This is a genomic window from Bacillus canaveralius (genome assembly GCF_002860125.1).
Lineage (GTDB): Bacteria > Bacillota > Bacilli > Bacillales > Cytobacillaceae > Bacillus_BJ > Bacillus_BJ canaveralius.
On record NZ_PGVA01000024.1, the window covers coordinates 150,604 to 176,188 of the forward strand.

Here is a 25,585-nt window from a genome sequence, read left to right on the forward strand (position 1 = left end):
GATGATATTTATGATGACAACTGTGAATTTGCATTTGTTTCATCCATGTTTTTTTATCAAGGGAGCCGTTTAAGCTCCCCTGCGATCATTACTTATTGAAAAATTGAGTGATGGGGGAATGGGGCAAAAAACATCTAGAAAATCAGAAAAACAACCAAGGGGATATATCTTAAAAGCTAAAGCCCGATGTGGCTTTAGCTTTGATGAGTTTCCTTTTAAACCCGTTCCTCACAGATGTGTTTACCAGAAAGTTATATCAAAAGCCGCAGCCAATGAGAAGGCACCGGGACCGGTCAGCATGATTCCTAACGCAACCGCTATCAGCACAACAGTATATTCGATTCCACCCTTGTCAGAAAACAGTCCATTTTTGCCATGAACCGTTTTGATCGCCACAATCATTGGAATAATAATTAAAATCGCAGCCAAAGGCGTTAAAAACCCGAGTAAGAACAAAACACCCCCGATAACTTCACCCCAACCGGCTAATAGAGCCATCGTTTTGCCTGGTTTAATTCCGATTTGGTCAAAAAAAGCACCTGTTCCTTCAGGCCCTCCCCCGCCAAACCAACCGAAGGCTTTTTGGGCACCATGTGCTGCATAGTAAAGACCAACAACAACACGGATAATTAATAGTCCTAGGTCTACCACTCTGTGACCTCCTCGTAAAGTGATGAATCTAATATGTAGTTTGATTATACCCCTAAAGAGCAGCTTTATTCACACCTGGCACAGTTAAAGGAATTGTCACAATCTCATTAAAAATAACTAAGATAGAATCGAAATCATCCTCATCCTTTTTAAAAATGTAGTAAGATGGAGAGGAATCCATTGGTAATTTACAATTCATTTCCTATATACGAAAGGAGTTTTTAGTGTGTCTGAACAGTTTAAAGCATTAATGGTTAATAAAACCGAAAGTGATTTTTCAGTTGATATCAAAAGTATTTCTTTAAACGAGCTGCCTGAAGCTAATGTGTTAATCAAGGTTGCTTATTCCGGTATTAACTTTAAAGATGGCTTGGCTGGCACTCCTAATGGCAAAATTGTCAGGTCGTACCCCTTTATACCTGGGATTGATCTAGCCGGAGTCGTTGTGTCTTCTCAGGACCCCCGTTTTAACGAAGGGGATGAAGTGATCGCAACGAGCTATGATATCGGCGTTTCCCACTATGGAGGCTATAGTGAGTATGCACGCATTCCCGGGGAATGGATTGTTCCACTGCCAAAAAATTTAACCTTAAAAGAAGCAATGGTATTCGGTACGGCCGGTTTTACAGCAGCACTTTCGATCCAGCGCCTGGAAGACAACGGGTTAACGCCTGATAAAGGTAAAGTGCTTGTAACAGGAGCAACAGGGGGCGTTGGAAGTTTAGCGGTTTCAATGCTTGCAAAGCTGGGATATGAAGTGGTTGCCAGTACTGGTAAAGCTGATGAACACGATTTTTTACATAAGCTCGGTGCGAAAGAGATTATCTCTCGAGAAGATGTTTACAATGAAAAAATTAAACCTCTAGATAAACAACTATGGGCCGGGGCTGTTGATCCAGTCGGTGGAAATACTCTTGCTGCTATCTTGAGCAAACTAAGCTATGGCGGGGCTGTTGCGGTAAGTGGCTTAACCGGCGGAACGGATGTGCCGGCTACGGTATTCCCATTTATTCTGCGCGGTGTCAATTTACTCGGGATTGACTCTGTTTATTGCCCAATGGATGTCCGAAAAGAACTGTGGAACCGCATGGCAGCCGACTTCAAACCGGCTAACCTTTTAGATAACATGCAAAAAGAAATCACCCTTGAACAATTGCCAGAAACATTGCCTTCCATTTTAAAAGGACAGGCGCGAGGCAGGATCGTAGTGAAGATTTAGCAGATCAGCGTGACGCGTGCTAAATCAATTATGAACAGAAAAGGCTGCTGAATGCATGATCGGCAGCCTTTTTGTTTTATTATTTCATCAACCTTGATCAGTTTATCGTCGACTTTGCTGATTTATCTTCAACTTCGACTACTTTATCGTCAACTTCACTATATATCATCAACTTCCCCCATTTTATCTTCAAGTTATCAAATATATCTTCAACTTTGACTACCTTATCGTCGACTTTCACAGTACATCTTCAACTCGGATGATCAATTATCAGCCTTTTAATCAAGGAACTCGCTATATTGAGCCCTTACAAGATCAGTTAAGCCAACTTTATCCAAATAGTGGATCGGGGCCAGGAATGTCACGGTGATCACTCCGGGATGACGGCCAATTTCGATTGAACCTGTAATCGTTGCCCGGTTCATTACTTCAGGTACAGTAATCCCAAATACATCTGCCGCCCTCTTTAAACCATTTTCGGTTGCCTCGTTAAGATTCGCGCCTGTTCCAATAAAAGAAACCGGCAGTGATTCTTCTAATTCCTTCACACCCCATTGCCCGGCAAGAGCCTGCGCGGATTCTTTCTCTTTCTTTGTAATTGGTTTGGCTAAATACGGCAGATCTTCTGCAACAGGAAGCAACACAGGGCCATCTAGCTCCAACCCTTTCATAACCTTTGTTTCGAGCGTTACGATTCCTGCGACATCGGCGGTATGCCCTGCAATCTCACCATCGCCTTGCATTGCATGCATATCACCGATATAGACGCCGCCGCCCGGTACTTTTACAGGGCAAATCAGTACAGCTCCTTCACGGACCCTGTTGATATCCATATGGCCATCGGTCCGATCCTCCAGCTGTTCTTTTGTAATCCCGTATTCGTGTGGAGCCTCCACTAAAAATTGCCCAAAGTCCCCTGCATTATGGGAGTCTGGCAATGGTCTTGACGGGGTTGTGCCAAGCTGTCCCAAAAATGGGCGAAGTCTAGCGACCGTTCCAACTAAATCATGAGGGGCAAAAGTGACAATCGGGTTTTGGACCGAGTTCTCAGGCGTTGACATATATGAGCGGCCGTCTTTAGCAATTTCTTCTGCAGCCTCTTTGCTTAGTGTAACGCCCACATTGCGTTTTGCGTCAAAGGCAATCGTGTATCCATTCGTAAACACAAATGGTGTAACATCTTCACCGCAATTTGTGCAGCGAATCGCCTCAGGACCTGTGCCGACAATTTTGGTATCGGGATAGAGTTCTCCGCAGCCCGGACATTTTACTGCGACAAATGGATCACCTAGGAATCGCCCATCTACCGGTTTATCATTTCCTGAGGATGTTGCCAAAGAAGTCACTTGAATCGATTTGATTTTAATCGCTATCGCATCGCCTACTTCTGCTCCTTCAACAAATACCGGCCTCGTGACCTCATGTCCGCCACGAATACATGGAGTAATCATCGGGCCCCAACAACCCGGGGTAGTATTTGCAATGATGTGTCCCCCGTCGATAACGGGACCGAGCATTTCTTGTTTCGGATCCAAAATGCCATTTGTAAACTCGTTTACATATAGAGTTTGCTGTGCCTTCATTATTCTTCCCCCAATCAATTATGTAAGCACTTACATTATAACTCAATTCAATTATTTTTTGAGCTTTTCACCTAAAAGTATCAGCAATCTTTCATAGATTTCTATGCACGCAAAAAAGGGATTGCGTTAACCACAATCCCCTGCATAAATGGGTGAACTTTATATTTTCAATTAACAGCCATCGATCCCGCAAGCCATTCCTTCAAAAAATTGGTCATCAGACAGTTGTTTTTTTAATTCTTCCTCGATAGCTTGTTCAATCGTCTCCTTCGAACGAACACCTGAGAGAACAGTATCACCAATCACAAAGGTAGGGACGGCTGTGATATTTGCTTCTGTGTAAGCGTGCTGGAGGGCTTTTTGATGTTGCTCTTTATACTTTCTCGTTTCCAGAGCTTGTCGATATTCATTTTCATCGAGGCCAACTTCCCCTGCCAGCTTTGTTAAAATGTCAATATTCCCGATATCCTGCTCTTCCTGAAAGAAGGCACGAAGCATACGATCGTTATATTCATTTCCCTTTTGATGTTCCTTCGCATATTGGAAGCCCTCAAAGGCTAAATGAGTATAAGGCTGCGGTGATACTTTTGGAAGCACTATCGGAATCCCGAGACGTTCAGCCATTGGATAAACCGATTGTTTCCATGTATTTCGTAAGTAATCTCCCTCAGGCAGCAACGTCTCATTCGGATATGGACGCAGCTCGTACGGCATCCATTCCACTTCGACATCTTTTCCATTTATTGCTTCTTCAAGAGGTTTTTCTGCGAGGAAACAAAAGGGACAAACATAGTCTGAATAAACCTTTATCTTCAATGCCATCATTCAATTCCTCCAAGCCATAGTCATATCAACATGCTCTGCAATATTTAAAATTGCCATTATTAGTGCCCCTTATGTCCCACTAAAAAAATTCTTAATTTAAAAGGGTTCCTGACAACCTTTTTTAACCCAGACGGTTTGTGAAAGTCAGAGTGGCAGGATCTTTTTGTTGTGTTTCTTTTGAAGCCTGTTTCAGAGCTGATAATTCCGTTGTCAATTCCATAAACCATGGCTCATCATTTGTAATCAGCGCAAGATCGATCAAGTAGCCAAGTTCTTCTTCGTCCCTTTTCTCCGCTACGGATAATTTTGCAACCCATCTGCTTAACGTTGCAACCGTTTTTCCAATCGATTTATCATTATCGCTGTCCAACACGTTCACTTTGATAATTCCGTTTATAGGGTCAATCGTTTCGATATAACCGCGGATTAACTCTCCATTTCGTGACTTCCCCTTGACCCAATCGCCTATTTCAAACCCTTTGTTAGTCGCCGTCATTAACATTCACCATCCATTCAAGAATTTTAGTTTCATATGTTGAATGCACTGAAAAGTTATGATCTATCTGTAACAAAAAATATTACACTTAAGTGAATTTCATTGTTATAAGCTAAACCGAAAAACGAATGAAGTTATCTATAAACAACACAATGCCGTAGAAACGAATAATAATATCTTAATTTCACATAATTGTTCGTTCTTCAATTAAAGAATTGTTTTATAAAATTCACTCACTTAGAATAAAAATCAAATCAATATCAGTGACACTGTTTAATTTTCTCCAGTACAGAATGAATCGTAACCTGATCCAGGTATTTTACTAAAGAGACTTCTGCTTCATTAAAAATTTCGTCCATCACTTCCGGGATATTCGATGAAATCGGACAGTCCTGTTCTGGATCCCCAGTGCACCCGTGCGGCTTCACAGCCCCATGTGAAATGGCCCGATAAATTTGCGCCAACGTTACTTCGTGCGGGTTGCTGTTGAGAATATAGCCGCCCCCAATCCCCTCTTTTGTCTTCACAAATCCATTTTTACGCAGGCAGCTCATGACTTTGCGAATTCTGGCAGGGTGTGTTGATACATTTTTCGAAATCAGCTCGCTGCTAGCCATACGCTCAGGCAGATAAGCCAAGTAAACCAAGCTATGCACGGCTATAGTAAATTCACTGTTCACTTACGATATCCTCCTAATGAAGCTTACTGTAATTTTATTTGATACAGTTTGTAATGTCAAAGGTTGTGCTTCAAAAGGAGCGATTCGACTGAATTATTTAATCTTTAAAACATTACATATTTTTGTTTACCCGCTACGATCTATATGGAAACTGAAAAGCATTAAAAATAGACGCCTGCTGGATCATTCAGGGCGGGATGATAAAACTTGATCGGCAATTAATCCATAGGAACGAATCCGATCTTCATAGCTGTGTGTAATCGTCACAATCATTAATTCATCCGCTTCGTATACAGCTTGCAGTTCTTGAAGTTCAGCTTTGACTTCCTGCGGATTGCCGACCACCATATGTCTTTTGCTATTGTCGATACTTTGGTGATCATCGCTATTTAAGTATTGTCTTGCTTCCTCCACAGAAGGTATGCCGTTCTTGCCTTCGCCTTTTGCCAGTTGAGTTTGCCAAGCGCGGCCGCTCAATGCGAGTTCTTCTGCTTTTTCGGTTGTTTCTGCACAAATGGCGGAAACAGCAAGAATCGATGCAGGACGTTTTAGCATACCATTCACTTTAAAATCTGCAGTATACTGTTTCAAAATATCCGGTCTTTCTTTTTCGCTCATGAAATGTCCAAAAGCATAGGCAGTTCCATGTTCCGCAGCAAGAATGGCGCTTTTTTCACTTGTTCCAAGAATCCATGGTTGAGGCGAGACCGCAGGAAGAGGAGCTGCAGATATTTTTGAAAACATTTCATCAGCAGAAAAATCGTTGTTTAAAAAATGGAGAAGGTTTTTAACCAGTTCGGGCATTTTTCGAACTTGCTCCAAAAAATTATCCGACAGCGCCATTGTTACTTCAGCGGAACCACCCGGTGCCCGCCCAATTCCAATATCAATTCGATCTGGAAACAGCGTGGCAAGCATATTAAACGTTTCAGCAATTTTGTATGGTTTGTAGTGCGGCAGTAAAACGGCACCAGATCCAATCCGGATCTTTTTCGTGTTTGCGCCAACATATCCTAACATCACTTCTGGCGCTGAACATGCCAGTCCCGGCAAATCGTGGTGTTCAGCGATCCAGTACCGTGAATAACCCAACTTTTCTCCCATTTGCGCCAAGTGCATAGAGGCCTGTAATGCTTGTCCTGCTGTTTTTCCAGAAGAAATTGGCGATTGGTCTAAAATACTGATTTTCATATCTTTTTCCCTCTTTCCAGCTTGCTTCAAAATTGATCCGGACTGGATAACAAAGCGTTAAAGCCGCCGGATAACTGGAGCATAACAGCTCTAATAGCTTCCAACTCCTAAAGGAAATCCGTCCTTATATTCACCGTTGTCATACAGTTTAACAGGCATTTCTCCTTCATAGACGATCGCTACTTTGCTGTAATTCAGCCCTCTTTTCGCCGATTCGTCCGCAGATTTAAGATCATCAAAACGCCCGATATGCTCGCAAACCGCAGCTTTGTCATATAGTTTTACTACAAACATGTTATTACCTCTGTTTTCTTTTTATTTTGATTATCCCTGTTTGGACTAGTACAATTTATTGTTTGCAATAGCTTCAGTTCGTTGTGGAATTGTCCTTTAGTGAAACATTTTCCGGCTGTTTCTCCATGACATTCTCCATATAGTTCTTTCCCCATTGGTACATCGAGTCAAGAATTGGCATCAGGCTCCTGCCCTCATCGGTCAGTGAATATTCCACTTTTGGCGGGACGATTGGATATACTTTGCGTTTTACAATCAAGTCTTCTTCCAATTCGCGAAGCTGGTTAACGAGCATTCTTTGCGTAATTCCGGGAATGAGTGCCTTCAATTCACCAAATCGCTTCGTTCCTTCTTTCCCTAAATGCCACAAGATCAGCATCTTCCATTTTCCGCCAATAACTGAAAGGGTTAACTCCTTCTCACAGTTAAACGTTTTACCCTGCATCCGTGTCATTCATATCCTTCCATCTCATTAACTTTCTTAGTATACTTTTTAACACTATGTAATAATAAAGTGCGTACTTTTAACTATAAAACATACATAGTATAATGACAATCATTCCGGCCTGAGGAAGCATCGAAAGATTTCACCGAAAAAAATTGGGTATATTACTACAGTGCAACCAAGAAAAAATACTAGGAGTGAAAATTCATGGAACTACAATTAGCATTAGATCTTGTCAACATCCAAGAAGCAATAGAACTCGTAAGAGAAGTCGAAGAGCATATTGATATAGTTGAAATTGGTACACCCGTTGTCATTAATGAAGGACTTAGAGCTGTAAAAGAAATGAAAGAAGCATTTCCAAATTTAAAGGTATTAGCAGACTTGAAAATTATGGATGCAGCTGGATATGAAGTGATGAAGGCTTCTGAAGCTGGTGCAGACATCGTTACGATCCTTGGAGCCGCCGAAGATGAATCGATTAAAGGGGCTGTTGAAGAAGCAAAAAAACAAGGAAAAAAAATCCTTGTGGATATGATCGCAGTGAAGGATCTTCAAGGCCGGGCGAAAGAAGTTGATGCTCTTGGCGTCGACTATATTTGTGTGCATACCGGTTATGATCTTCAGGCAGTTGGCCAAAACTCTTTCGAAGATTTAGCGACTATCAAGCGTGTTGTTAAAAATGCGAAAACAGCCATTGCCGGCGGGATCAAATTAGAAACTCTTCCTGAAGTAATTAAAGCCCAGCCGGACCTTGTTATTGTTGGCGGCGGAATTACAGGAAAAGAAGATAGAAAAGCCGCAGCTGCAGAAATGCAAAGATTAATTAAACAAGGTTAAGGTCATTATGAATACCACTGAATATTTAGCTCAAGTCATTGAGGAATTAAATCGGAGCATCGATTTAATTGCCGATGAACAAGCAGAGCAGCTTGTGAACGGCATTCTTGAAGCGAAGAAAATTTTTGTCGCCGGTGCGGGAAGATCCGGTTTGATGGCTAAATCTTTTGCGATGCGAATGATGCATATGGGTTTGGATGCTTACGTAATCGGCGAAACGGTTACCCCGAACTTTGAGACAGAGGATATTTTAATCATCGGATCGGGTTCAGGAGAAACAAAAAGCCTGGTTTCGATGGCAGAGAAAGCAAAAAAGATTGGCGGGACTGTTGTAGCTGTTACGATTTCCCCGGAATCAACAATTGGACAATTAGCAGACATCGTGATTAAACTGCCTGGCTCACCTAAGGATAAATCGGAAAATGACTATAAAACAATCCAGCCAATGGGATCTCTATTTGAGCAAACCCTGTTGATATTTTTTGATGCCGTCATTTTAAGGTTCATGGAGAAAAAGGGATTGGACTCGGGCACGATGTTTGGCAGGCATGCCAATCTTGAGTAGAATACATTCACGCAAAAGGCCAAAATCATTTTTGGTCTTTTGCCAAAGGAGAGTTGTAAGATGGCTTCATTGAATGGGAAAACAGCTTTAATCACCGGAGCAGGAAGAGGAATCGGACGTGCTGCAGCCATCGCGTTGGCGAAAGAAGGAGTCAATATCGGGCTAATGGGCCTGACGATGGAAAACCTCGAAAAGGTAGCGGCTGAATTATCGGAATACGGTGTGAATGTTTCTGCAGCAGTTGCAGATGTAGCAGATCTTGAATCTGTTCATCATGCGGTGGAACACATCAGATCAGACCTGAATTCAATTGATATTTTAATTAACAATGCCGGGATTGCCAAATTTGGCGGCTTTCTTGAATTAACAGCCGAAGAGTGGGAGAAGATCGTACGGGTAAATTTAATGGGTGTCTATAATGTAACAAGAGCTGTTTTACCAGAAATGATCGAAAAAAAAGCAGGGGATATCATTAATATTTCTTCATCAGCCGGCCAAAAGGGTGCTCCTGTTACAAGCGCGTACAGCGCCTCTAAATTTGCGGTGCTCGGCTTGACCGAATCGCTCATGCTTGAGGTGAGAAAGCATAATATCCGTGTAAGTGCCTTAACACCAAGCACTGTAGCAACCGATTTAGCAATTGAAACAAATCTTACTGACGGCAATCCCGAAAAGGTCATGCAGCCGGAGGATCTTGCTGAATTTATGGTCGCTCAACTAAAACTGAATCCGCGTGTCTTCGTTAAGACTGCGGGATTATGGTCCACCAATCCATAAACAAGAAAAGAATCGTTCTTTTGGCTAAAATTAGCCAAAAGGCGATTCTTTTTATTTTGAACATATATCCAAAGTGCCAACCCTATTGGAAATAATACAAGTTAGAATCGTGCCTGAATGGATTTTAGTCAACGGGGGAAATTATGGTTAATAACTACACTGAGGTTTAATATGAGGAAATTACTTAAAAAAGAATTTAATAAGAACAAATTGTTTACATATTTCATGTTTAATGTTTTGGTGATTCTCCTGTTAATCGCTAATACTATTTACAAAATCAAAGAAAAAACAGGAAACTATCTCCTAATCGCCATTCTCATATTACTTTTAGCCATCTGCCTGTATCTGCTAATTGATTTTATAGTTGTCATTCCAAACTCCCAATCAAGCTTAAAGGTAATATTTATCGGATCAGCTCTACTTTTAAGCTTAATTATCATCACATATGCAAATTTATATTTCCTTGTATACACTATTAAAGGTCATAAAGCTTTTAGCTTTACCGGTAAAAACCTTTCCGGCGGTGATTTTTTATATTACAGCATAACGACCTTTACGACGACAGGCTATGGTGACATCACATCCATCGGTATCCTTTCTAATGCCCTGGCCGCGTCTGAGATGCTGGTTGGGGTGATCACGGACGCCATCTTTATGGCTATTCTAACCGCGAAGCTAATTAAAAAACTGAATAATTGAAGTATCCTTGTTAAATTGCAATGCTTTCTTTATGTTGTTGTCAAAGCTGATAAATCAGGCAGCTGGCAACTTAGGCACTATTGGTTACAGAACCGTGACAAAATATCTACACTCTATATCATTTGCTTTAGAAATAAACCGTTTATTATGATGGGGAAGGATGAGTCCAAAAGAGTCGACCTTTTCCTCAACCTCTGGGTAAAGCATATATATTTGTCTAACTGCTTCAAGTGCCTGCATACCAAAATTCGATGTAATATTACTTTGCCCCATAAATTATTCCTCCAGATTAGTATAAAGGAATGTTTTCCCTGGCAGAGCGAGTGTTAACCAACCCTCACATTACAAAGGCACAAAGAAAAGCAACCTTTGTGCCGCCCAGCCTAAACGTCCAGTTCCATTCCATACACAAATTTAATGAACCCCCTGCTCCGGGTCCCAACTGCCTTGCAGTTTTCTGATATAGACGATTTGACCAATATGGTAAGCATTATGGATGTTGAGGTCGGCAATTGCATCTGCCCACGGTTCGTCAGATTGCTCATTGATCACACTCGCAAGCTTGACGTCATCGCTTTCCTCTATTGCTTTGTACCAGGCGGACATCATTTCATGTAAACTTGCGACTGTAGCGGGCCAATCCAACCGATCCTGGTTACGGAAGGTGCTGTCATTATTTCCTTCCATTTTGTTAGTTGGAACACCCGTGAAATAATGTAAATATCGCAGGTTCCAAAATCTTAAATGGTTGATGATTTCCCAGATGGAATTCATCATATCTGTCTGTTTCCAGGAAGCCTGTTCACTTGTCAGACCTTTTACAGCCCTGTCAAATGAAGCAAACCATCCATCCTCGTTACGGCAAGCAGCGATCTGGTTTAGAAAAATGGATTTGTGATTCAATTCTCTCTCTCCTTTTCCTTTATAATTTTACACATATGGACCATTCCCTCTTTTCCTTAGAAGATAACTCAAATGGGGTGGATATCAAAACGAATACTAACATTAGTAGTTTTTGCTTACTTTTTTTAAAAAGTGAACCGTATTTACACCCGTTTTGAAGAGAAATGATTAAATTCGGCCGAACAATTTGATTGTGAACGAAAAATATTTACATCATTATCCTACCATTTACAATAATTTACTTATAAAATTGTGGCGTCCGAATATTTAAGCGGAAATTGAAGGGAATTAAGCGAAATGATGAATTATTTAAGCGCAAAATTTAAGAATTAAGCGAAAATCAGCTTTATTTAAGCGAAACCAGAATTTGCGATAAGCCAGGCCCCCTACTTGACACTTAAAAAGGCAGGTCCGGAATACCAGACCTGCCTCACAGGATGCAATCATTATTGATTCAAAGACTTATAATAATGACCCAGTTTATCTGCAGTCAATATCGCCGTATAGACTAGCTCTGGAGTGACATTAAAAGGCATATTATAGATCGTTTCACCGTCCGCACACGCAAGCTCTGCTACTCTGCGAATTTGGTCTTCATTGATTGTCTTTACACCAATATCCTCTAAAGTCAGCGGCAGGCCGACACTTAAACAGAATTGAGCCACTTCGTCAATTTCTTCAGTCGGCGCGTTTTCCAGAACAAGCTGTGTGAGTGTACCAAAAGCAACCTTTTCGCCATGATACATATGGTGAGCTTCTTCTAAAACTGTCATGCCATTGTGAATGGCATGGGCTGCAGCAAGGCCGCCGCTTTCAAAGCCAATTCCGCTCAGATAAGTATTCGCTTCAATTATTTTCTCAACCGCTTCAGTGGTTCCTTTATTCTCAACTGCCAGTTTTGCTTTTAGGCCTTCTTCAATCAAAGTATCATAGCAAAGCCTTGCAAGCGCAATCGCAGCCTCGGTTACATTAGCACCGGCCATGGCTGGTTTATTAGCCCGTTTACAAGCGCGAGCTTCGAAATACGTGGCAAGAGCATCCCCCATACCTGCTACAAGAAGACGTACTGGGGCTGCCGCAATAATCTTAGTATCCATAATGACATAGGTTGGATTAAGCGGAAGGAAAAGATATTCATCAAACTCGCCATTTTCTTTATAAATAACGGAGAGCGCACTTGTTGGCGCATCTGTTGACGCAATTGTAGGGGCCACGATGACCGGGATACTATTGTAGTAACCTATTGCTTTCGCGGTATCAAGCGTTTTACCCCCGCCAATCCCAACGACGACATCAGCATTTACCGATGCACACATTTCTTTTAACCGGCTGATCTCCGGTTTTGAGCATTCACCATTGAACTTCTCGGCTGTATAGGTATTCTCTTGATTGGCATAGCTGCTTGCGATCGTTTCTTTTGTGAGATTCATAATAAAATCATCCGCTATGATAAAAGCATGCTGTCCCAATTGGGCTGTGTACGATGCGATTTTTGACAGTTCATCAGGTCCCTGTATGTACTTGCTTGGTGAAATAATCATTTTTGTCATCTCTGTGTTCCTCCTGTTTTTCATGAGTATTTTTCTAGTCAACTTTTCTCTAAGGGTGACTCCTTGTTCTGGATTCATCCTACTAATCAACTATTTGCCACACTACATCGTAAATCCTGCTTCAAAGTTCATGCTTGATGACTTTTTAGCGAACATTTCACAAAAATTTAACATCTTGAATATAAATAAGCCCAAGCCGGTGTTCTTGGGAAACCGGCTTGGGGTTATTATTTCAAATTAAAATTTTTTTATGCTATAAATTGGGTTTCCGAACACCAACTCACTCCACTGTGATCGTCAAAAACGTCTTCAGAGCTTCTCCTGGTTTTACAAAATACAATTCTTCTTTACGATTCAGTTCATCTGTCTTGGCCATCCATGGTTCAACACAAATAAAACCTTGCCCCTTCTCTGTCCATAAATACACGTATTTAAATTCTTCGCCGTATTCCATCAAAACCTTCTTGTTTAGTTCCGGCAAAACAAAGGAGATTTCCTTTTTTACTGCATCCGTTAACACTAAGGATTCCTTCTTGTCTGTCAGGTCCAGGCCGTTATTTACTTGTTTTAATTGTAAATCATTATAGTCCAGGAAGGTTTGCGCATCCGTGTCATAGCCAATATTTTTATCAGTTGTTTTGAAATAGGGATGGAATCCGGCATAGAGCGGCATTGCGGAATCGGATCGATTGACATATTCCTGGTTGATCGTTAAAGTGCCATCTTTCAACACGTATGTAAAAATCACTTCAAAGTCAAAAGGATAAGACTTTTTCATCTCATCATTGCTTTCCAAACTCAACGTGATCGACGCTTCTCCATCCACACTAGTGCCGATAACTTCCCATGGTTGATTTCTTGCAAAGCCATGGTTTTTCATCTTGTACACTTGACCGTTCCACATGTATTCCCCATTTTCCAATTGGCCGGATATCGGGAACAGGATTGGGATTCCGCCTCTAATGTTCGCATCTGCGTCATAAAATGTTTTTTTATTCAAGAACAATAGTTCTTCACCTTGAACGCCAAATCCGATAATGATTCCGCCGCGTTCAGGTGCGATCTTTAGCCATGAATTGGCTGATGAATCGGTCAGTTCGTAAATTTTGTATTTTTCATCTTGATACTGTTTTATTTCGAACATATACTCCCCGCCTTTTCACTATATAGGTACAGAAAACCTCTGCTTCTCCTTAAAATATACCCATTCCTGAAAACCAATTTCCTTGAGGCGCTGTCTGACCGCTTCAAAATCTTCACCGACGCGTTCCGGATCATGCGCGTCAGAACCGAAAGTAACCTTAACTCCATAAGACAAGGCCATCTCAAGAATATCATCTGCGGGATACCAGCCGCCACAGTACTTCGTGTTACCTGACGTATTAATCTCTATGGCAATGTCATATTCGCCAATGACCTTTAATGTACGTTCAAGTGCTTCCGTTTGAATGGACGAAAACTCAGGGTAAAAGCCCTTCATGGCATCAATATGACCGAGAATTTGAAACATCCCGCTCCGGGCCGATTGCTCGATAAGATCGTAATACGTTTCCTTTGTTACTAATTTTTGTTTATTTGAAAGACCTTCCCATCTATCTTTTTTAAATATGTTGATGCCATCAACATAATGTACCGAACCAATCACGTAATCGAAAGGATAACTTTCATAATTACGGCGATAAACTTCTGCGTGCTCCGGAAAAAAATCGGATTCAACACCAAGCAGCACTTCAATCTTCCCTTTATACTCTTCTTTTAACTGAAGAACCTCTGCTACGTATTCAGGAAAATGACTTTTGCCCATCGTGATGAGCGGAAAAGGTTGATCTTCTTCACTTGCAAAATGCGGAGAGTGATCGGAAATACCGATGATGTCCAGCCCGTTTTTAATCGCTGCTTCAATGTAATCGCGGATTTCTCCGCGCGCATGGCCACAGCGGTGGTGATGGGTATGAAAATCAAATTTCACATCAGAGTTCATTTGTCGATGCCACCTCGTTAAGAATTTATATATATACCTTATCATACTCCCCAATTGTAAATGGAGTTTAAAAAAAGCCTCAATCCCTAGTTTACATGGAATTGGGCTATATTTTCATAAGCAGTTCTCGGATTATGCACTCACCTTTTTATTGGGACAGAATTCTATCCTATTCTTACTTTCTCCAGCTTCGAAACCGCTTTTTCATCGGCAATGACAATGACATTTTGGTGAGTTCGTAACACGGAAGCAGGGCAGTCATTGCTTACGGCACCTTCAAACATCCGGTATATCGCGTCAGCTTTTTGTTCTCCTGATGCCAGAAGTAATATTTCTTTGCTTTTTAAAATCGTCGCAATGCCCATTGTGATCGCATGTTTCGGTACCTCGGAATATTCATCAAAATAACGGGAATTTGCTTGTCTTGTTGATTCTGTCAATTCGACAATATGTGTCCTCGTATCGAAGGGGGTCCCTGGTTCATTGAACCCGATATGCCCATTTTCGCCGATCCCGAGAATTTGCAAATCCACGCCACCGATGCTGTCGATCAGTTTTTCATAGCGCTTCGCTTCTTTTTTAATATCGCTTGCAGTACCTCTAGGTATATGAACATTTTCGTTCGGAATATTAATGTGATTGAACAGATGCTCGAACATAAAATAACGGTAACTATTCGGATGATCTGCTGCAATTCCCGCATATTCGTCCAAATTGTACGTGAACACATGCTCATATGATGTGTGATTCTTTCGGTAATCTTCAATTAACAATTCGTATGTCCTGACTGGCGTACCGCCCGTCGCAAGACCAAGTGATACTTTTGAATTGGACTTTACTTTATCAAGTATATGCCGGGCTGCAAATTCACTCATTTCTTCATGACTTCTAACTTTAACAAGCCTCATCTTCTCATTCCTCTCGTTAAAAGGCATGTACGGAACCTTATAAATTTTTAAAATATTAGATGATTTCGTTTAAAAAGCTTGTACCGAACTCAGGCTTATCGACACCCGTGAATTCCGCCATCGTTGCCGCGATATCCGCCATTGTTTCCCTTGTTCCAATTGAAACAGGCTTTACCTTTTGGCCAACGATTAAAATCGGAGTTTGTTCGCGTGTATGATTGGAGTGGCCTATCGTCGGGTCGTTTCCGTGATCAGCGGTAATAATAAGAATGTCCTCTTCCGCTAATTCAGGAATAAAAGAAGCTAAAAACTGGTCAGACTCTTCCAATACTTCTTTATACCACTGGCTGTCTTCTTTATGCCCGGCCAAATCTGTTTCTTGAACATTTACCAAAAATACTGCGTTTTCTTCGCTTTTGCGGTAAAGTTCGCGATACGTTTCAAGAACATCTTTTGTATTTACGACCGGGTCCTTATATCCATTTGCCTGAATCACATCAGCCGTTTTGCCGATTCGGTAGACAGGAATATTGTTCGTTTCCGCCATATAGGCAAATTGTTTCTCAAAATCAACTCCGTAACCTAAATGAAGGACATGATAGCCCTCGCCATAAACATTTGCTTTTGGGCTGTCGACTCCCCATTGTACATCATTTTTGTTCTTCACAACTGAAAGAATCGTTTCTATATTGCTCTTTTTATTGCCAAAGACAATCACCCTGCTTGTATCGACATTTTCCCTGACTATTTTTCCGATTTTCGTCAGTTCTTCAAAAGATAGTTGATTCAAGTCTCCGACTACATTAATAATGTTGCCAACTTGTGATTCAAGGTTGTCTCCAATGACAGCAGCGTTATTGACAAGCAAAACCGTCACTCCGGCAATGGGATAGACCACTTCGTAGCCTTGTAATTCCAAAGCACGTTTAATTTGCGGTCCTACGTCCTTCATTAACCGTTTGTTCGAGACTCCCGGCTTGCTTCCCATTAATTCCTGATGCCCCATAAAGGTATCAGCCCCTGGATGGGCCAGGTTGCTTTTTCCATACGCAGCCGTTGGTGTCCCGATATCATCGGCAATTTTGCCTAACCCAAGCTCAATTAACGTAGGAATATTTAAATCTACAGTTTCTCTTATGTGTTTATAAGTATTGGCGTTTACGTCTTCTGGTTTTACTTCTATACAATCCTCCATGGCACCAACACCAAATCCATCTAAAACGAGTAATGTGATTTTTCGCATTTCTTACATCCCCCTTCTTTGGAAAAAAACGAGCTCGGGATTTTCGGAATTCACGTTTCTGACATATGCAACATGCGCTCTTGTCACAAATATTTGTGTCCGAAACGATTGAATGACGGAATCCCCAACGTTCATATTATTTTTCCGCTCCAGGCAGCCATAGTAATCAATGTTTTCAGGTGATACACAATCGACCGTTGTTCGCTGCGATATGATAGCTGATCCATTACTCCCGTATAATGCACCCTCCATATTAGAACGGGCATAATATCCTCCCGCAATTGTATAGGCGTACTTTTCATCCATATGGGATATTTCCGATGCATAAACGATGCCCGGGATTTCCTGTAAATCCTCTCGATAGGCATGTAATGGCGTCGTTCCTGTTAAGGCATGTCCCGGTTCGCCATGTGTAACACCGTAATCTTTTAGCATTGGGATCGTATGGCAGCTTGTCGCGCTAGGTGCATTGACATGCGTAACAGCAATGCCTTTATTTTCTAATACTTCTCGGGATTTCACGATCGTTTCGATATTGGACGTAAAAGCGAAGTCGTTTTTTTCTTCATTCAGCTGCAAGACAGGAAAGCTCGTGATCCCAATGACGCGAATTCCTTTTAGTTTCAGCAAATCAGCAAGTTGTCCATCCAACTGGTCCAATATAAATCCGCCAAATTGTCCGGGGTACACCAAGTCTTCCGGTTTAATGACACGGAGAATGACATCCTGGACCTTGCCTAATTTGACTGCAGCCTCTGATAATTGTCTGGCCCGTTCAACAGAAAAAAGTGTGACCACTTCCGGATTTAATTTTGTGAGGACTTCTGGCCACTGGGATCTACTTGGCTGGACAATATGGCCAATATTTCCGATCCGGCAGTTACCCTTCTTTAATTCAAATGCTTCATCAATATCAACTGCTACAGCCCGTTCAATTCCATTTTGTTCAATCACCTGGCCGGCAAAAGCACTCCTGCCGATTTGTTTCGTCATATAATAGAGATTAAGGCCGTGTTCACTTGCTGTTAAACTCAGTTTTTTTACATTATGCTCGAGCGTATCCAGATCAATGACATACGTATTCGCCGGGATGATTCCCTCCTGATGGAGTTTAACTGCAGATCTGATCAGCCCTTCATTTCGTTTAAGCGTCATTTCCAAAAACATGGGCTTATTACCCCCTTGATAGTTCTTCCATTACATTTTGTAAAATTCTAATGACTGTATTTGCAGAAGATTTCATAGGGTTGATTCGCGCCCCATGCTGCTTTAATTCAGGTCTGCTTTCCAGAAAACTTCCTGATACCCGATAGATCATCGGAATTAATTCATAACGTGACTCTGCCCCAACTGGATAGGTCGCTGCCCCATATTTGGAGGCAAGCTCAATCACTTTGGCTGCGATCGGTTGTTCGAATTCAACTATCACGTTCTTAGATTGCGAGTTTGTAATGTAAGCTTCTTTTATTCCTTTTATTACCCCATTATTTAAAGAGCGGCATAATTCCTCGACCTGCCCGGTTTGAATGGCGATCATGACTGGGGCAAAAACCAGGCTGCGCAGGAGCTCATGTGCTTCAAAACCTTGCACCTGTCCCCCGCCTGAATAATTTCGCTCGTGTATTCGTTCGATTACATCTTTTCCGCCTAAAATTATCCCAATTCCCTCAGGGCCTAACAGCTTAAATCCGGAAAAGGTTGAAAAATCAGCGCCAAGCTGGGTACCGATTTCTTTTATCTTCATCGCACAATAATTGTCATCCACCACAATCGGTAAGTCAGGCCGTTTTTCTTTTACAAGTGCGATCACATCTTGCAAGTCATAGTCGTCAGTCGGTTGTTGGCGTGAATGCTGGGCGTAAAAAACCTTCGACTCTTTATCACTGTTTAACGTCTCTATTAGAGCAGACTGATCATTAAAGTCAACACGGTTTTGCTTTAATCCCATTAAGCGAAATGTTTCTTTTGTCGTTGTATACATTGGGGCACTATGGACGATACACTGATCACCTGCTTCAACTAAAGCACTGAGAATGACGCGAATCGCTCCTGTGCCACTGCCGCGCACTAAGGCGCACGCTTCTGCCTGAAATGTCTTAGCAAGTACATTTTCAACCCGTGCCGTCATTAACGGCCGCTTATGTTCTGGATGAAGGCCAACATCTCCAATATGAAAGAACTCATTATTCCTGATTTCCCGTGTCACTTCATCCATTAACCGGAATTGAAGCTCCTTCGCTTCTTCAAAAGTCATATCTCTCAAAACTGATTGTTCATACATTGCTTGGCCTTCTTTCTCATCCTGGAAAATTTATTTATCGATAGATTTGAGGATCTACAAGAATGCTAGAAACTTTCTTGGATTGTGAACAAGCATTTTATCAAGAATTTCATTTGTAATCCCCTTTTCAATAAGAGCCGGGATGAAATTTTCAAACAGATGGTTATAGCCATAACCGCCATACCCTTTTAAGTGCGATTTTCTTGTGATGTCACACGAAAGCATTAATTGATCTTCGTATCCGCGTTCAATCAATACCAGCAGGTTATCGACCTTATCTGTATCTTTTCGGTAACTGTTTTTGCCGATTGTGTCAAATTGGATATATGCACCGCTTTTTAAAAGCAGCAGTTGTTCTTCGACAGCTTCGTTTAAATCCTGGTGCCCAAATGATACACGGTTCATGTCTACATGATGTTTTTCGAATATGTCCAGCTGATCTCTTCCCATGGTCCCAATTTCACAATGCGTGCTAATCGGCGCACCTGTCGTTTTATGGGCCAAAATCGACGCTTGAAAAACTTTCTCTTCCGTTTTTGTAATCTCCTCGTAGCTGCTGCCGATTTCAGCAATTAACCCGGCTCTGATAGTTGTTTCATCCATTCCTTCTAAAACTTCACGAATCATGATTTCTGCAAGTTCTTCTTTCGACTTTTCAAACACAAAGGATGGGTACACAGATTCCTTATAGAAGCCGGTAGAAGCAACAATATTTAAATCATGCTTGTGAGCTATTTCACTTAAAGCTTCAGCATCTCTCCCCATTCCGATATTGGATACTTCCACGATCGTATTGCAGCCTGAGTCGATTAACAGCTGGATTTCATGATCCAGTTGAGGAGAGTCTTCCAGCTTCGAATCACGGTCTTTTTCTTGCCTGACCTCTGAAAGATCAAATACAAGATGTTCATGAATCATTGTTTTATGAATCGCTTGAGGATCTACCGGCCCAGTTACGGTTTGGATTTTCATGTGAAATCTCTCCTAACATGAAAGGTAGGGCAACCGAGCCCCTACCTTTCAGTGAATTTAAATTAATTGAAGGAAATATAACAAGTTAAGAACTATACCCGTTAAGATAATCGCTACCGGTCCGGCAGCAAGCTTCATAATCGGACGTCCAAGACCTTCATTTGCAGCATATAAGAGAATATAAATCGTCAGTGATAAACCAACTGCTTCTGGTGCCATCTTCATTGCCGCAAAGGCTCCACCGATGAACAATGCAAGCTCGATCATAGAATTCATCGATGAACGGATATTGTCGGACGATTCCCGTAATGATGGGAAGCGTTGTAGAAAACGACCAATTCCACGAAGAGCGACAATTTCAAGGCAAATCCACACTGCTCCGACGATCGCTGCCAGAATTGGATTCGGCAACAAATAACCAATCGGGAAAACAAAAGTTAATCCGACTACCCCATAAACACCGGTAGCCAGTGCTGTTGTCACAATTAACGGGATGAAGCTGATCCCCCGAATAATATCTGCAATCGCGGCACTTTGTAAAAGATCTCTTTGCTCTTGTCCTGTAGCATCCCATGCTTGTTGAAGGATCGGGCCTGAAACCTCGGAACCCGTCATCAATCCCAAGTTGGCTGCCACCGCTAATAGTGCGCCAATTCCTGCTAAAATAGGGATACCTTTATAAATTCGTTTTGTGCGGGCGTCAAAAATGTTCTCCTCATCAGAGTCAACACTTACTTCCCCTTTGTTTTTAATATCTTTTATAATGGCAAAGCTAACTAATAGAATCATTCCAACCAACATCAAAACAGCGATCTGCATCGTAAATCCGCCGATAGTTGTACCTAACGAAAGACTGTTGCTAGCTTGTGAGATTAATTCCTGTACCTGCGGATTATCTACGCCTGCCTCTTTCAGCGTATTGATTTTCGCTGCAAGATCAGCATCTTTTGGGAACGTAACATTCGCCAACTGGCTGGCTTTTTCTACGCTTGCTTCTGCTTTATCAGTGAAAATACCGCCGACAAGTGGAAGAAGCTGACGGACGATTAGCACGAAAATACCTGAAATAAGTGCTCTGACCCATCCGAATTGATATAAAATCGCGATGATCGGGAATGCGGTAAAGGCTACAAGCACCGGTGTTGAAAGTTCACCCAAGGCGCCAAGCAAATCGACGGGCAATAAAGTAAATACCGCTTGCACACCAGTAAGTCCAAATAAAGCAATTAATCCCCAAACACCACCGAGGCTTGCCGCTACCCACCATCTAGTGGCCATAACACCTAAAATATCAGTCGGCAGGAAAAGTAGCCATGGGTTTAAAAGTTCAAAGGAGACGGCAAAGGACAGTCCAACAGAGACAATAAATCCGATGCTTAAACCAAAGGAGATTGAAGCGAGTTCAGTACGCTTCATTCTGCCTTCCAAAAATTCAGGTAAAATCGGGCGAATTCCATCATGGAATACCGCTTTCCCCAAATGTGAAGCCAAAGCAGTCAAAGCAGTCAGCAGTACGATTACTGCGATTTCAAGAAATGAAGTATTTTGCAAGATATCCATACGTGTTCCTCCTACTCAAGACCGTGTTTTTTAAGCAAACTGTTTATAATTACAGGCACACTTTCCTCAATACCTTCAACAGCCATACCAAAAGCAATCTTTCCGTCGTTTACTAATTTTTGAATTTCCTCAGCATTCGGCTTTTTACCGTTTTTGGCAACAGTCGAGCAATTAGCGTATCCTAAAATTCCGATAGCAACCGAGAGGGCTGCACCGCCACCGCTGTTACATGCACCTAAATAATAATCTGCATCCCCGGCTTTTACTTTTTTAGCGCCTTCAAAATCTGAAGTAACGGTTACTTGAACCTTATCTCCACCAGCTGCTTTTACGGCTCTTTCAGTCACATCTTTTTTAAGTCCTCCAACTACGATTCTTAACATTATTCATTCTCCCTTCCTGTTAATAAACAAAAATATAATGTGATAAATGCTGCTTCAGCATTGATGTCAACATCTCCACTGCTCTCAGACAATAGTTTCTTGGCAAACTCGTAAAAGTCCGGATTCTTCTCAATAACAGTTTCGAGTTCAGCAGCTATCTCTGTTACCGCTTTCTTTTCAGATATTCTCTGTAGAGCTACAGAGATGTGACTGGCGAATGACCCGGCATTTTCCTCGGTAAGCTTCACATCAAGGAACTTTTCGACTTTCTCAAAAATACCTGGTAACTCATGAAAGATATCATCGTTTATTTGGTTTGTGTCATGCAATAGATCAATTCTTTCTTTTAAAGTGGCATCCATGCTGCTTCCCCCTGTTTCACAATGTACTAAAAATTGTATATTACTCGTAAAAATATCTGTATGCTAATCTATACTGATTAATGAAAGTTGATGACAACCACCCCCAAATACATTTTTTTGTATATTTCATCTGAAAAAATTAATACTTAGGAATAAGATTCCCTTTGACTACATCCGCCTGGGTCTCCACTATTCTATCTTTCGAAAGCATATTAATGATGTATTCCATTTTCTGATTATCTTTCTTAATCACACAAACCGCTTCATTCATCTGCTTCTCATATTGAATCGCTAGCGGAGAAGACAGCGGTTGAATATGAAATGACGCCGGGTCAATTTCATCAACATTCCAAATCATCGCATCTATCGTATTTGCTTTTAAATGTTGAAGCAGATGCATATAGTTAAGTTCCAGATAATCTATTTCCAACCCGTTTGCTTCAGCCTGTGTTAAAATTCTTTGGTCTGCTGAAAAACTGTCGATCCCTACCGTCATTCCATCGGAAAGCTGTCTTTTTTCTGCATTGGCAAAAATTACAGCATGTTCTGAAACATAAGTTTTTACGCCAAATTGCAAAGCAATTTTCAGATTATTATCTCTTTTTAATTCCTCCAAAGCAGCGAACTTTGACACAAGGGCGAAATCGTATCTGCCTTGTCTTACCCCATCGAGCCGGATTTCAGATCCTCTCATGAACGCGATATTTAGAGAAAGGCCCAAATGCTCGAGCTCTGACGTAAGACCCGTTGCCAGCCCCTCATACTTTTTGGAATACGGAAGCGGCATAACCCCGGTTATTTGGTTTGCTCCGGCATACAACAATAAATTGGATAGATTCTTTGCTCTTAAAAATGTACCGAGATGGCCTCTTGGTTCGAGGCGTATGCAGTTTTCTTCCTCCAATTTTTTTAATGCCGACTGTATCGTACCGCGGCCAACCTGATATTTCTCGGCGAAATCACCAACCTTTGGCAAGCGTTGATCAATTTCAATAAACAGCAATTCTTCGGCTATCTTTTGTAATATAATGCCTTTTTTCGAATAGAGGCTTTCCTTCATTTGTATCACCATTTTGAGTAATGTACATTTTTTTGTATTTTCATGCTGTTAGCATAACACATGTAGAAAACGGTTTCAATATCTTTTTTGCAAAAACATTTTTTATATACAAAAAATTGTACAATGATATTATTATAGGTGTTGAGACTGATATAAAAAACTAATACTCGATAAAGGGTGGAATTTTATGTACCGGATCGTGTTTTTAGATATTGACGGAACAATATTAGATTCTAAAGGCCAGCTGGATATACATCTTATCAAGACCATTCAGGAGCTTCAGCAACGAGGTGTTTTAGTTGCCCTGGCAACAGGCAGATCTCTGGATGGCGCAATCATTCACGGAGAAAAATTGGGCATCTCGATGTATGTAGTTTATAATGGCGGATACGTTGTTTCCGGGGAAAAGGTTATTCACGATGTGAAAATTCCTGCCCGGCTGGCATATGATCTGTGCAGGAAAACAAACGATTTAAACGAGGTTTATATCCATTTTAGCTACCGTTCTTCCCGCTCGAATCACACCCCGCTTGGAATAGAATATATGCTGCCTGAATCGGAGATCGCTGTTATAGCAGATACAAATCACGATGCCCACCGGTTGGTCCTCTATACAGATCCGCTTCAGCGTGCTGTTTTTCAAAAGCAAATAGACGAAGCTGTGAGCTTTGATGAAGGAGATCGATTGGAGGTGTTTCCGCAAGGCTCAAAATGGACGGGGATTTTGCCGTTAATTAATCAATTGGGAATCTCTGCGAATGAGGTTGTTACAATAGGTAATGGCACAAATGACATTGAAATGCTGGCGGCATCAGGAGTGGGGATTGCAATGAACAATTCTCCGGATTGTGTGAAAGAGAACGCTGATTGGGTAACCGGGGATAACGACAACCATGGTGTTGACGTAGCGTTGCGAAAGGTTTTTAACCTCGATAAAGCATTCATTTCCTAACGTTTTCGGGTTTTTCCATAGACACGTTTATAAGGTTGAAAAATACTTTCCAAAATACCAATAACCACCACCCGCTGGCTCTTGGTATTTTGTGAATGGAATACTTTAAACCGAATGATATGCAGCAGTTTTATATATTCTTATATCGTCAACGGTTCAATATAAACATTGTATCGCACGTCAACTTTCATATTTCCCCAATGACCTAACCATTTCTTTTCTGGCATTAGCTTGTCGAACGGTTTCAGTAAATAGGTTCCCACTCCAAGAGGATCCACTTTTAGCTCTTGCATTTCCTTTATTAATTCCTTTGTATTTTTCTCGAGGTATTTTTCAATCTCCCGGTTTAGCTCCATGAAATCGGCATCATCATGTATATTCTTGTTGCCCTGGTACTCATCAATTCTCCCTCTTAAATCAATTTTCAGATCCAACGAGGAATGATCTTGATTAAAATCAAAATACACGTTTGTACGGACGTGCCCTAACGAAACCGATAAAGGTAAAATCGGAAGATTATTTAAGTAACGATCTTCATCAAGCAGCTGAAAAATTTCATCCTCCTCATGTTTAGCGATTCCAACCAATTTGTCACGCCGAAAAAAACCGGTTCCCTCATATTCAATATTTTCTTTGTCTGCCTTAAAAATCGGCATCACCGGATCAGTAAATGGAGAGTAAACTTGTTTCGTAAATTCATGAAGGTTGACAATCGTGAACTCCCCTTGATTATCTCTCTCATAACGCCTGAGCATACGGTAAAGAAAATAATCCAGATTCTCTTGCTTATTCATTTTATTTTTTATATATTCTTCAAAATTCCCTTTAACAACAACGAAATACAGCGTGGTGAAACATTCGGGTCAGCAAGGATTGCATTGATTATCGAAAGCACTTCCTTCTCCGCGAATTCTTCACTGAAAAATAACGCCCGCAGCTGGCCAAGTTTTAATTCGCGATAATACCTTGAATTAAAATTTTTTCTTCCTTGTTTCAATAAATCAACTTCAACAGATAACAAGTTTTTCTTCTCTCTTGTTACAGGTGGCACCACCGTACTGACCTTTATCTTTCCCTCTTCGCCCTTCGCAATCGATACCGGCAAAACCCAACTGGTGCCAAAAGTAGCTGTTCTATCAGAATACAAAAGTGTCGACACGCTCGA

30 protein-coding genes and 1 pseudogene are annotated in these 25,585 nt (G+C 41.3%); 6 read left to right on the forward strand and 25 right to left on the reverse strand.

The features are described 5' to 3' along the window. Positions 1-240: 240 nt before the first annotated feature. Positions 241-651, reverse strand: coding sequence for a DoxX family protein (locus CU635_RS10675; RefSeq protein ID WP_101577351.1), 411 nt, complete (start codon positions 649-651; stop codon positions 241-243). 226 nt (positions 652-877) lie between these two features. Here CU635_RS10675 and CU635_RS10680 point away from each other — a divergent pair, with 226 nt between their 5' ends. Beyond that, positions 878-1,870 carry an NADPH:quinone oxidoreductase family protein gene (locus CU635_RS10680; RefSeq protein WP_281258883.1) on the forward strand — a complete coding sequence of 331 codons (993 nt, stop codon included), beginning with the start codon at positions 878-880 and terminating at the stop codon, positions 1,868-1,870. 97 nt (positions 1,871-1,967) lie between these two features. Here the strand turns inward: CU635_RS10680 and CU635_RS23315 are convergent, their stop codons facing one another. The 8 genes from CU635_RS23315 to CU635_RS10715 form a co-directional block, all read right to left on the reverse strand. Continuing rightward, positions 1,968-2,111 carry a hypothetical protein gene (locus CU635_RS23315; RefSeq protein ID WP_180955622.1) on the reverse strand — a complete coding sequence of 48 codons (144 nt, stop codon included), beginning with the start codon at positions 2,109-2,111 and terminating at the stop codon, positions 1,968-1,970. A 37-nt stretch (positions 2,112-2,148) separates the two neighbouring features. Further along, positions 2,149-3,453, reverse strand: coding sequence for an acetamidase/formamidase family protein (locus tag CU635_RS10685; protein WP_101577352.1), 1,305 nt, complete (start codon positions 3,451-3,453; stop codon positions 2,149-2,151). A 171-nt stretch (positions 3,454-3,624) separates the two neighbouring features. Continuing rightward, the gene (locus CU635_RS10690) at positions 3,625-4,275 is read right to left on the reverse strand and encodes a DsbA family oxidoreductase (RefSeq protein WP_101577465.1); all 651 of its coding nucleotides are present in this window, start codon (positions 4,273-4,275) and stop codon (positions 3,625-3,627) included. A gap of 124 nt (positions 4,276-4,399) precedes the next feature. Beyond that, on the reverse strand, positions 4,400-4,774 hold the full coding sequence (locus CU635_RS10695; protein WP_245917407.1) for an IDEAL domain-containing protein: 375 nt from the start codon (positions 4,772-4,774) through the stop codon (positions 4,400-4,402). Positions 4,775-5,034: 260 nt separating this feature from the next. Further along, complete coding sequence (locus CU635_RS10700; protein WP_101577354.1) at positions 5,035-5,454, reverse strand: RrF2 family transcriptional regulator; 420 nt, start codon at positions 5,452-5,454, stop codon at positions 5,035-5,037. Between the two features lie 183 nt (positions 5,455-5,637). Then, positions 5,638-6,645, reverse strand: coding sequence for an LLM class flavin-dependent oxidoreductase (locus CU635_RS10705; protein ID WP_101577355.1), 1,008 nt, complete (start codon positions 6,643-6,645; stop codon positions 5,638-5,640). 90 nt (positions 6,646-6,735) lie between these two features. Then, positions 6,736-6,939, reverse strand: coding sequence for a hypothetical protein (locus CU635_RS10710; RefSeq protein WP_101577356.1), 204 nt, complete (start codon positions 6,937-6,939; stop codon positions 6,736-6,738). A 73-nt stretch (positions 6,940-7,012) separates the two neighbouring features. Then, positions 7,013-7,393: a winged helix-turn-helix transcriptional regulator gene (locus tag CU635_RS10715; RefSeq protein WP_101577357.1), complete on the reverse strand. Its 381-nt coding sequence runs from the start codon at positions 7,391-7,393 to the stop codon at positions 7,013-7,015. A 198-nt stretch (positions 7,394-7,591) separates the two neighbouring features. Here CU635_RS10715 and hxlA point away from each other — a divergent pair, with 198 nt between their 5' ends. From hxlA to CU635_RS10735, 4 genes are all read left to right on the forward strand, one after another. Continuing rightward, positions 7,592-8,224: a 3-hexulose-6-phosphate synthase gene (gene hxlA, locus CU635_RS10720; RefSeq protein WP_101577358.1), complete on the forward strand. Its 633-nt coding sequence runs from the start codon at positions 7,592-7,594 to the stop codon at positions 8,222-8,224. 7 nt (positions 8,225-8,231) lie between these two features. Further along, positions 8,232-8,789: a 6-phospho-3-hexuloisomerase gene (hxlB, locus tag CU635_RS10725; protein ID WP_101577359.1), complete on the forward strand. Its 558-nt coding sequence runs from the start codon at positions 8,232-8,234 to the stop codon at positions 8,787-8,789. A gap of 60 nt (positions 8,790-8,849) precedes the next feature. Beyond that, on the forward strand, positions 8,850-9,566 hold the full coding sequence (locus CU635_RS10730) for a 3-ketoacyl-ACP reductase (RefSeq protein WP_101577360.1): 717 nt from the start codon (positions 8,850-8,852) through the stop codon (positions 9,564-9,566). 171 nt (positions 9,567-9,737) lie between these two features. Next, entirely contained in the window at positions 9,738-10,265 is a 528-nt protein-coding gene (locus tag CU635_RS10735; RefSeq protein ID WP_180955623.1) for a potassium channel family protein, read from the forward strand. Positions 10,266-10,349: 84 nt separating this feature from the next. Here CU635_RS10735 and CU635_RS10740 read toward each other — a convergent pair whose 3' ends face one another. The 14 genes from CU635_RS10740 to yhfZ form a co-directional block, all read right to left on the reverse strand. After that, positions 10,350-10,538: a hypothetical protein gene (locus CU635_RS10740; RefSeq protein WP_101577362.1), complete on the reverse strand. Its 189-nt coding sequence runs from the start codon at positions 10,536-10,538 to the stop codon at positions 10,350-10,352. A gap of 141 nt (positions 10,539-10,679) precedes the next feature. Continuing rightward, positions 10,680-11,168: a DinB family protein gene (locus CU635_RS10745; protein WP_101577363.1), complete on the reverse strand. Its 489-nt coding sequence runs from the start codon at positions 11,166-11,168 to the stop codon at positions 10,680-10,682. Between the two features lie 446 nt (positions 11,169-11,614). Beyond that, on the reverse strand, positions 11,615-12,718 hold the full coding sequence (locus tag CU635_RS10750; RefSeq protein ID WP_101577364.1) for a glycerol dehydrogenase: 1,104 nt from the start codon (positions 12,716-12,718) through the stop codon (positions 11,615-11,617). Between the two features lie 280 nt (positions 12,719-12,998). Then, positions 12,999-13,862, reverse strand: coding sequence for an aldose epimerase family protein (locus tag CU635_RS10755; protein ID WP_101577365.1), 864 nt, complete (start codon positions 13,860-13,862; stop codon positions 12,999-13,001). A gap of 18 nt (positions 13,863-13,880) precedes the next feature. Then, entirely contained in the window at positions 13,881-14,699 is an 819-nt protein-coding gene (locus CU635_RS10760; RefSeq protein ID WP_180956524.1) for a histidinol-phosphatase, read from the reverse strand. A gap of 164 nt (positions 14,700-14,863) precedes the next feature. Continuing rightward, positions 14,864-15,607 (reverse strand): glucosamine-6-phosphate deaminase, encoded by a 744-nt coding sequence (nagB, locus tag CU635_RS10765; protein WP_101577366.1) that lies wholly within the window; start codon positions 15,605-15,607, stop codon positions 14,864-14,866. A 55-nt stretch (positions 15,608-15,662) separates the two neighbouring features. Continuing rightward, the gene (locus CU635_RS10770) at positions 15,663-16,850 is read right to left on the reverse strand and encodes a phosphopentomutase (RefSeq protein WP_101577367.1); all 1,188 of its coding nucleotides are present in this window, start codon (positions 16,848-16,850) and stop codon (positions 15,663-15,665) included. 3 nt (positions 16,851-16,853) lie between these two features. Then, positions 16,854-18,017, reverse strand: a complete 1,164-nt coding sequence (locus CU635_RS10775; RefSeq protein WP_101577368.1) for a YhfX family PLP-dependent enzyme — start codon at positions 18,015-18,017, stop codon at positions 16,854-16,856. A gap of 7 nt (positions 18,018-18,024) precedes the next feature. Continuing rightward, on the reverse strand, positions 18,025-19,131 hold the full coding sequence (locus CU635_RS10780) for an aminotransferase class V-fold PLP-dependent enzyme (protein WP_101577369.1): 1,107 nt from the start codon (positions 19,129-19,131) through the stop codon (positions 18,025-18,027). A 54-nt stretch (positions 19,132-19,185) separates the two neighbouring features. Beyond that, entirely contained in the window at positions 19,186-20,103 is a 918-nt protein-coding gene (locus CU635_RS10785) for a phosphotriesterase family protein (RefSeq protein ID WP_101577370.1), read from the reverse strand. A 57-nt stretch (positions 20,104-20,160) separates the two neighbouring features. Continuing rightward, the gene (locus CU635_RS10790; RefSeq protein WP_101577371.1) at positions 20,161-21,663 is read right to left on the reverse strand and encodes a YhfT family protein; all 1,503 of its coding nucleotides are present in this window, start codon (positions 21,661-21,663) and stop codon (positions 20,161-20,163) included. An 11-nt stretch (positions 21,664-21,674) separates the two neighbouring features. Next, a complete protein-coding gene (locus tag CU635_RS10795) occupies positions 21,675-22,046 on the reverse strand; it encodes a DUF2620 domain-containing protein (RefSeq protein ID WP_101577372.1) in 372 nt (123 codons plus the stop codon). Beyond that, positions 22,046-22,408 (reverse strand): PRD domain-containing protein, encoded by a 363-nt coding sequence (locus CU635_RS10800; RefSeq protein ID WP_101577373.1) that lies wholly within the window; start codon positions 22,406-22,408, stop codon positions 22,046-22,048. The genes CU635_RS10795 and CU635_RS10800 overlap by 1 nt, the downstream gene beginning before the upstream one ends. Before the next feature lie 139 nt (positions 22,409-22,547). Beyond that, positions 22,548-23,468, reverse strand: coding sequence for a GntR family transcriptional regulator YhfZ (gene yhfZ / locus CU635_RS10805; RefSeq protein WP_101577374.1), 921 nt, complete (start codon positions 23,466-23,468; stop codon positions 22,548-22,550). Positions 23,469-23,655: 187 nt separating this feature from the next. On the opposite strand from yhfZ, the gene CU635_RS10810 reads away from it, so the two are divergent. Continuing rightward, entirely contained in the window at positions 23,656-24,420 is a 765-nt protein-coding gene (locus CU635_RS10810) for an HAD family hydrolase (RefSeq protein WP_101577375.1), read from the forward strand. 140 nt (positions 24,421-24,560) lie between these two features. On the opposite strand, the gene CU635_RS10815 is transcribed toward CU635_RS10810, so the two are convergent. After that, complete coding sequence (locus tag CU635_RS10815; protein WP_444500391.1) at positions 24,561-25,076, reverse strand: Ger(x)C family spore germination C-terminal domain-containing protein; 516 nt, start codon at positions 25,074-25,076, stop codon at positions 24,561-24,563. Positions 25,077-25,121: 45 nt separating this feature from the next. Beyond that, a pseudogene (locus CU635_RS10820) lies at positions 25,122-25,579 on the reverse strand (Ger(x)C family spore germination protein); the annotation flags it as partial. Positions 25,580-25,585: the final 6 nt, after the last annotated feature.

Bases quoted from the DNA above. Each gene is read 5' to 3' on its own strand.
- CU635_RS10685 (WP_101577352.1), bottom strand. From the start codon at position 3,453: ATGAAGGCACAGCAAACTCTATATGTAAACGAGTTTACAAATGGCATT.
- CU635_RS10690 (WP_101577465.1), bottom strand. From the start codon at position 4,275: ATGGCATTGAAGATAAAGGTTTATTCAGACTATGTTTGTCCCTTTTGT.
- CU635_RS10695 (WP_245917407.1), bottom strand. From the start codon at position 4,774: ATGACGGCGACTAACAAAGGGTTTGAAATAGGCGATTGGGTCAAGGGG.
- CU635_RS10705 (WP_101577355.1), bottom strand. From the start codon at position 6,645: ATGAAAATCAGTATTTTAGACCAATCGCCAATTTCTTCTGGAAAAACA.
- CU635_RS10710 (WP_101577356.1), bottom strand. From the start codon at position 6,939: ATGTTTGTAGTAAAACTATATGACAAAGCTGCGGTTTGCGAGCATATC.
- CU635_RS10715 (WP_101577357.1), bottom strand. From the start codon at position 7,393: ATGACACGGATGCAGGGTAAAACGTTTAACTGTGAGAAGGAGTTAACC.
- hxlA (WP_101577358.1), top strand. From the start codon at position 7,592: ATGGAACTACAATTAGCATTAGATCTTGTCAACATCCAAGAAGCAATA.
- hxlB (WP_101577359.1), top strand. From the start codon at position 8,232: ATGAATACCACTGAATATTTAGCTCAAGTCATTGAGGAATTAAATCGG.
- CU635_RS10730 (WP_101577360.1), top strand. From the start codon at position 8,850: ATGGCTTCATTGAATGGGAAAACAGCTTTAATCACCGGAGCAGGAAGA.
- CU635_RS10735 (WP_180955623.1), top strand. From the start codon at position 9,738: ATGAGGAAATTACTTAAAAAAGAATTTAATAAGAACAAATTGTTTACA.
- CU635_RS10740 (WP_101577362.1), bottom strand. From the start codon at position 10,538: ATGGGGCAAAGTAATATTACATCGAATTTTGGTATGCAGGCACTTGAA.
- CU635_RS10750 (WP_101577364.1), bottom strand. From the start codon at position 12,718: ATGACAAAAATGATTATTTCACCAAGCAAGTACATACAGGGACCTGAT.
- CU635_RS10755 (WP_101577365.1), bottom strand. From the start codon at position 13,862: ATGTTCGAAATAAAACAGTATCAAGATGAAAAATACAAAATTTACGAA.
- CU635_RS10760 (WP_180956524.1), bottom strand. From the start codon at position 14,699: ATGAACTCTGATGTGAAATTTGATTTTCATACCCATCACCACCGCTGT.
- nagB (WP_101577366.1), bottom strand. From the start codon at position 15,607: ATGAGGCTTGTTAAAGTTAGAAGTCATGAAGAAATGAGTGAATTTGCA.
- CU635_RS10770 (WP_101577367.1), bottom strand. From the start codon at position 16,850: ATGCGAAAAATCACATTACTCGTTTTAGATGGATTTGGTGTTGGTGCC.
- CU635_RS10775 (WP_101577368.1), bottom strand. From the start codon at position 18,017: ATGTTTTTGGAAATGACGCTTAAACGAAATGAAGGGCTGATCAGATCT.
- CU635_RS10780 (WP_101577369.1), bottom strand. From the start codon at position 19,131: ATGTATGAACAATCAGTTTTGAGAGATATGACTTTTGAAGAAGCGAAG.
- CU635_RS10785 (WP_101577370.1), bottom strand. From the start codon at position 20,103: ATGAAAATCCAAACCGTAACTGGGCCGGTAGATCCTCAAGCGATTCAT.
- CU635_RS10790 (WP_101577371.1), bottom strand. From the start codon at position 21,663: ATGGATATCTTGCAAAATACTTCATTTCTTGAAATCGCAGTAATCGTA.
- CU635_RS10795 (WP_101577372.1), bottom strand. From the start codon at position 22,046: ATGTTAAGAATCGTAGTTGGAGGACTTAAAAAAGATGTGACTGAAAGA.
- CU635_RS10800 (WP_101577373.1), bottom strand. From the start codon at position 22,408: ATGGATGCCACTTTAAAAGAAAGAATTGATCTATTGCATGACACAAAC.
- yhfZ (WP_101577374.1), bottom strand. From the start codon at position 23,468: ATGAAGGAAAGCCTCTATTCGAAAAAAGGCATTATATTACAAAAGATA.
- CU635_RS10810 (WP_101577375.1), top strand. From the start codon at position 23,656: ATGTACCGGATCGTGTTTTTAGATATTGACGGAACAATATTAGATTCT.
- CU635_RS10815 (WP_444500391.1), bottom strand. From the start codon at position 25,076: ATGCCGATTTTTAAGGCAGACAAAGAAAATATTGAATATGAGGGAACC.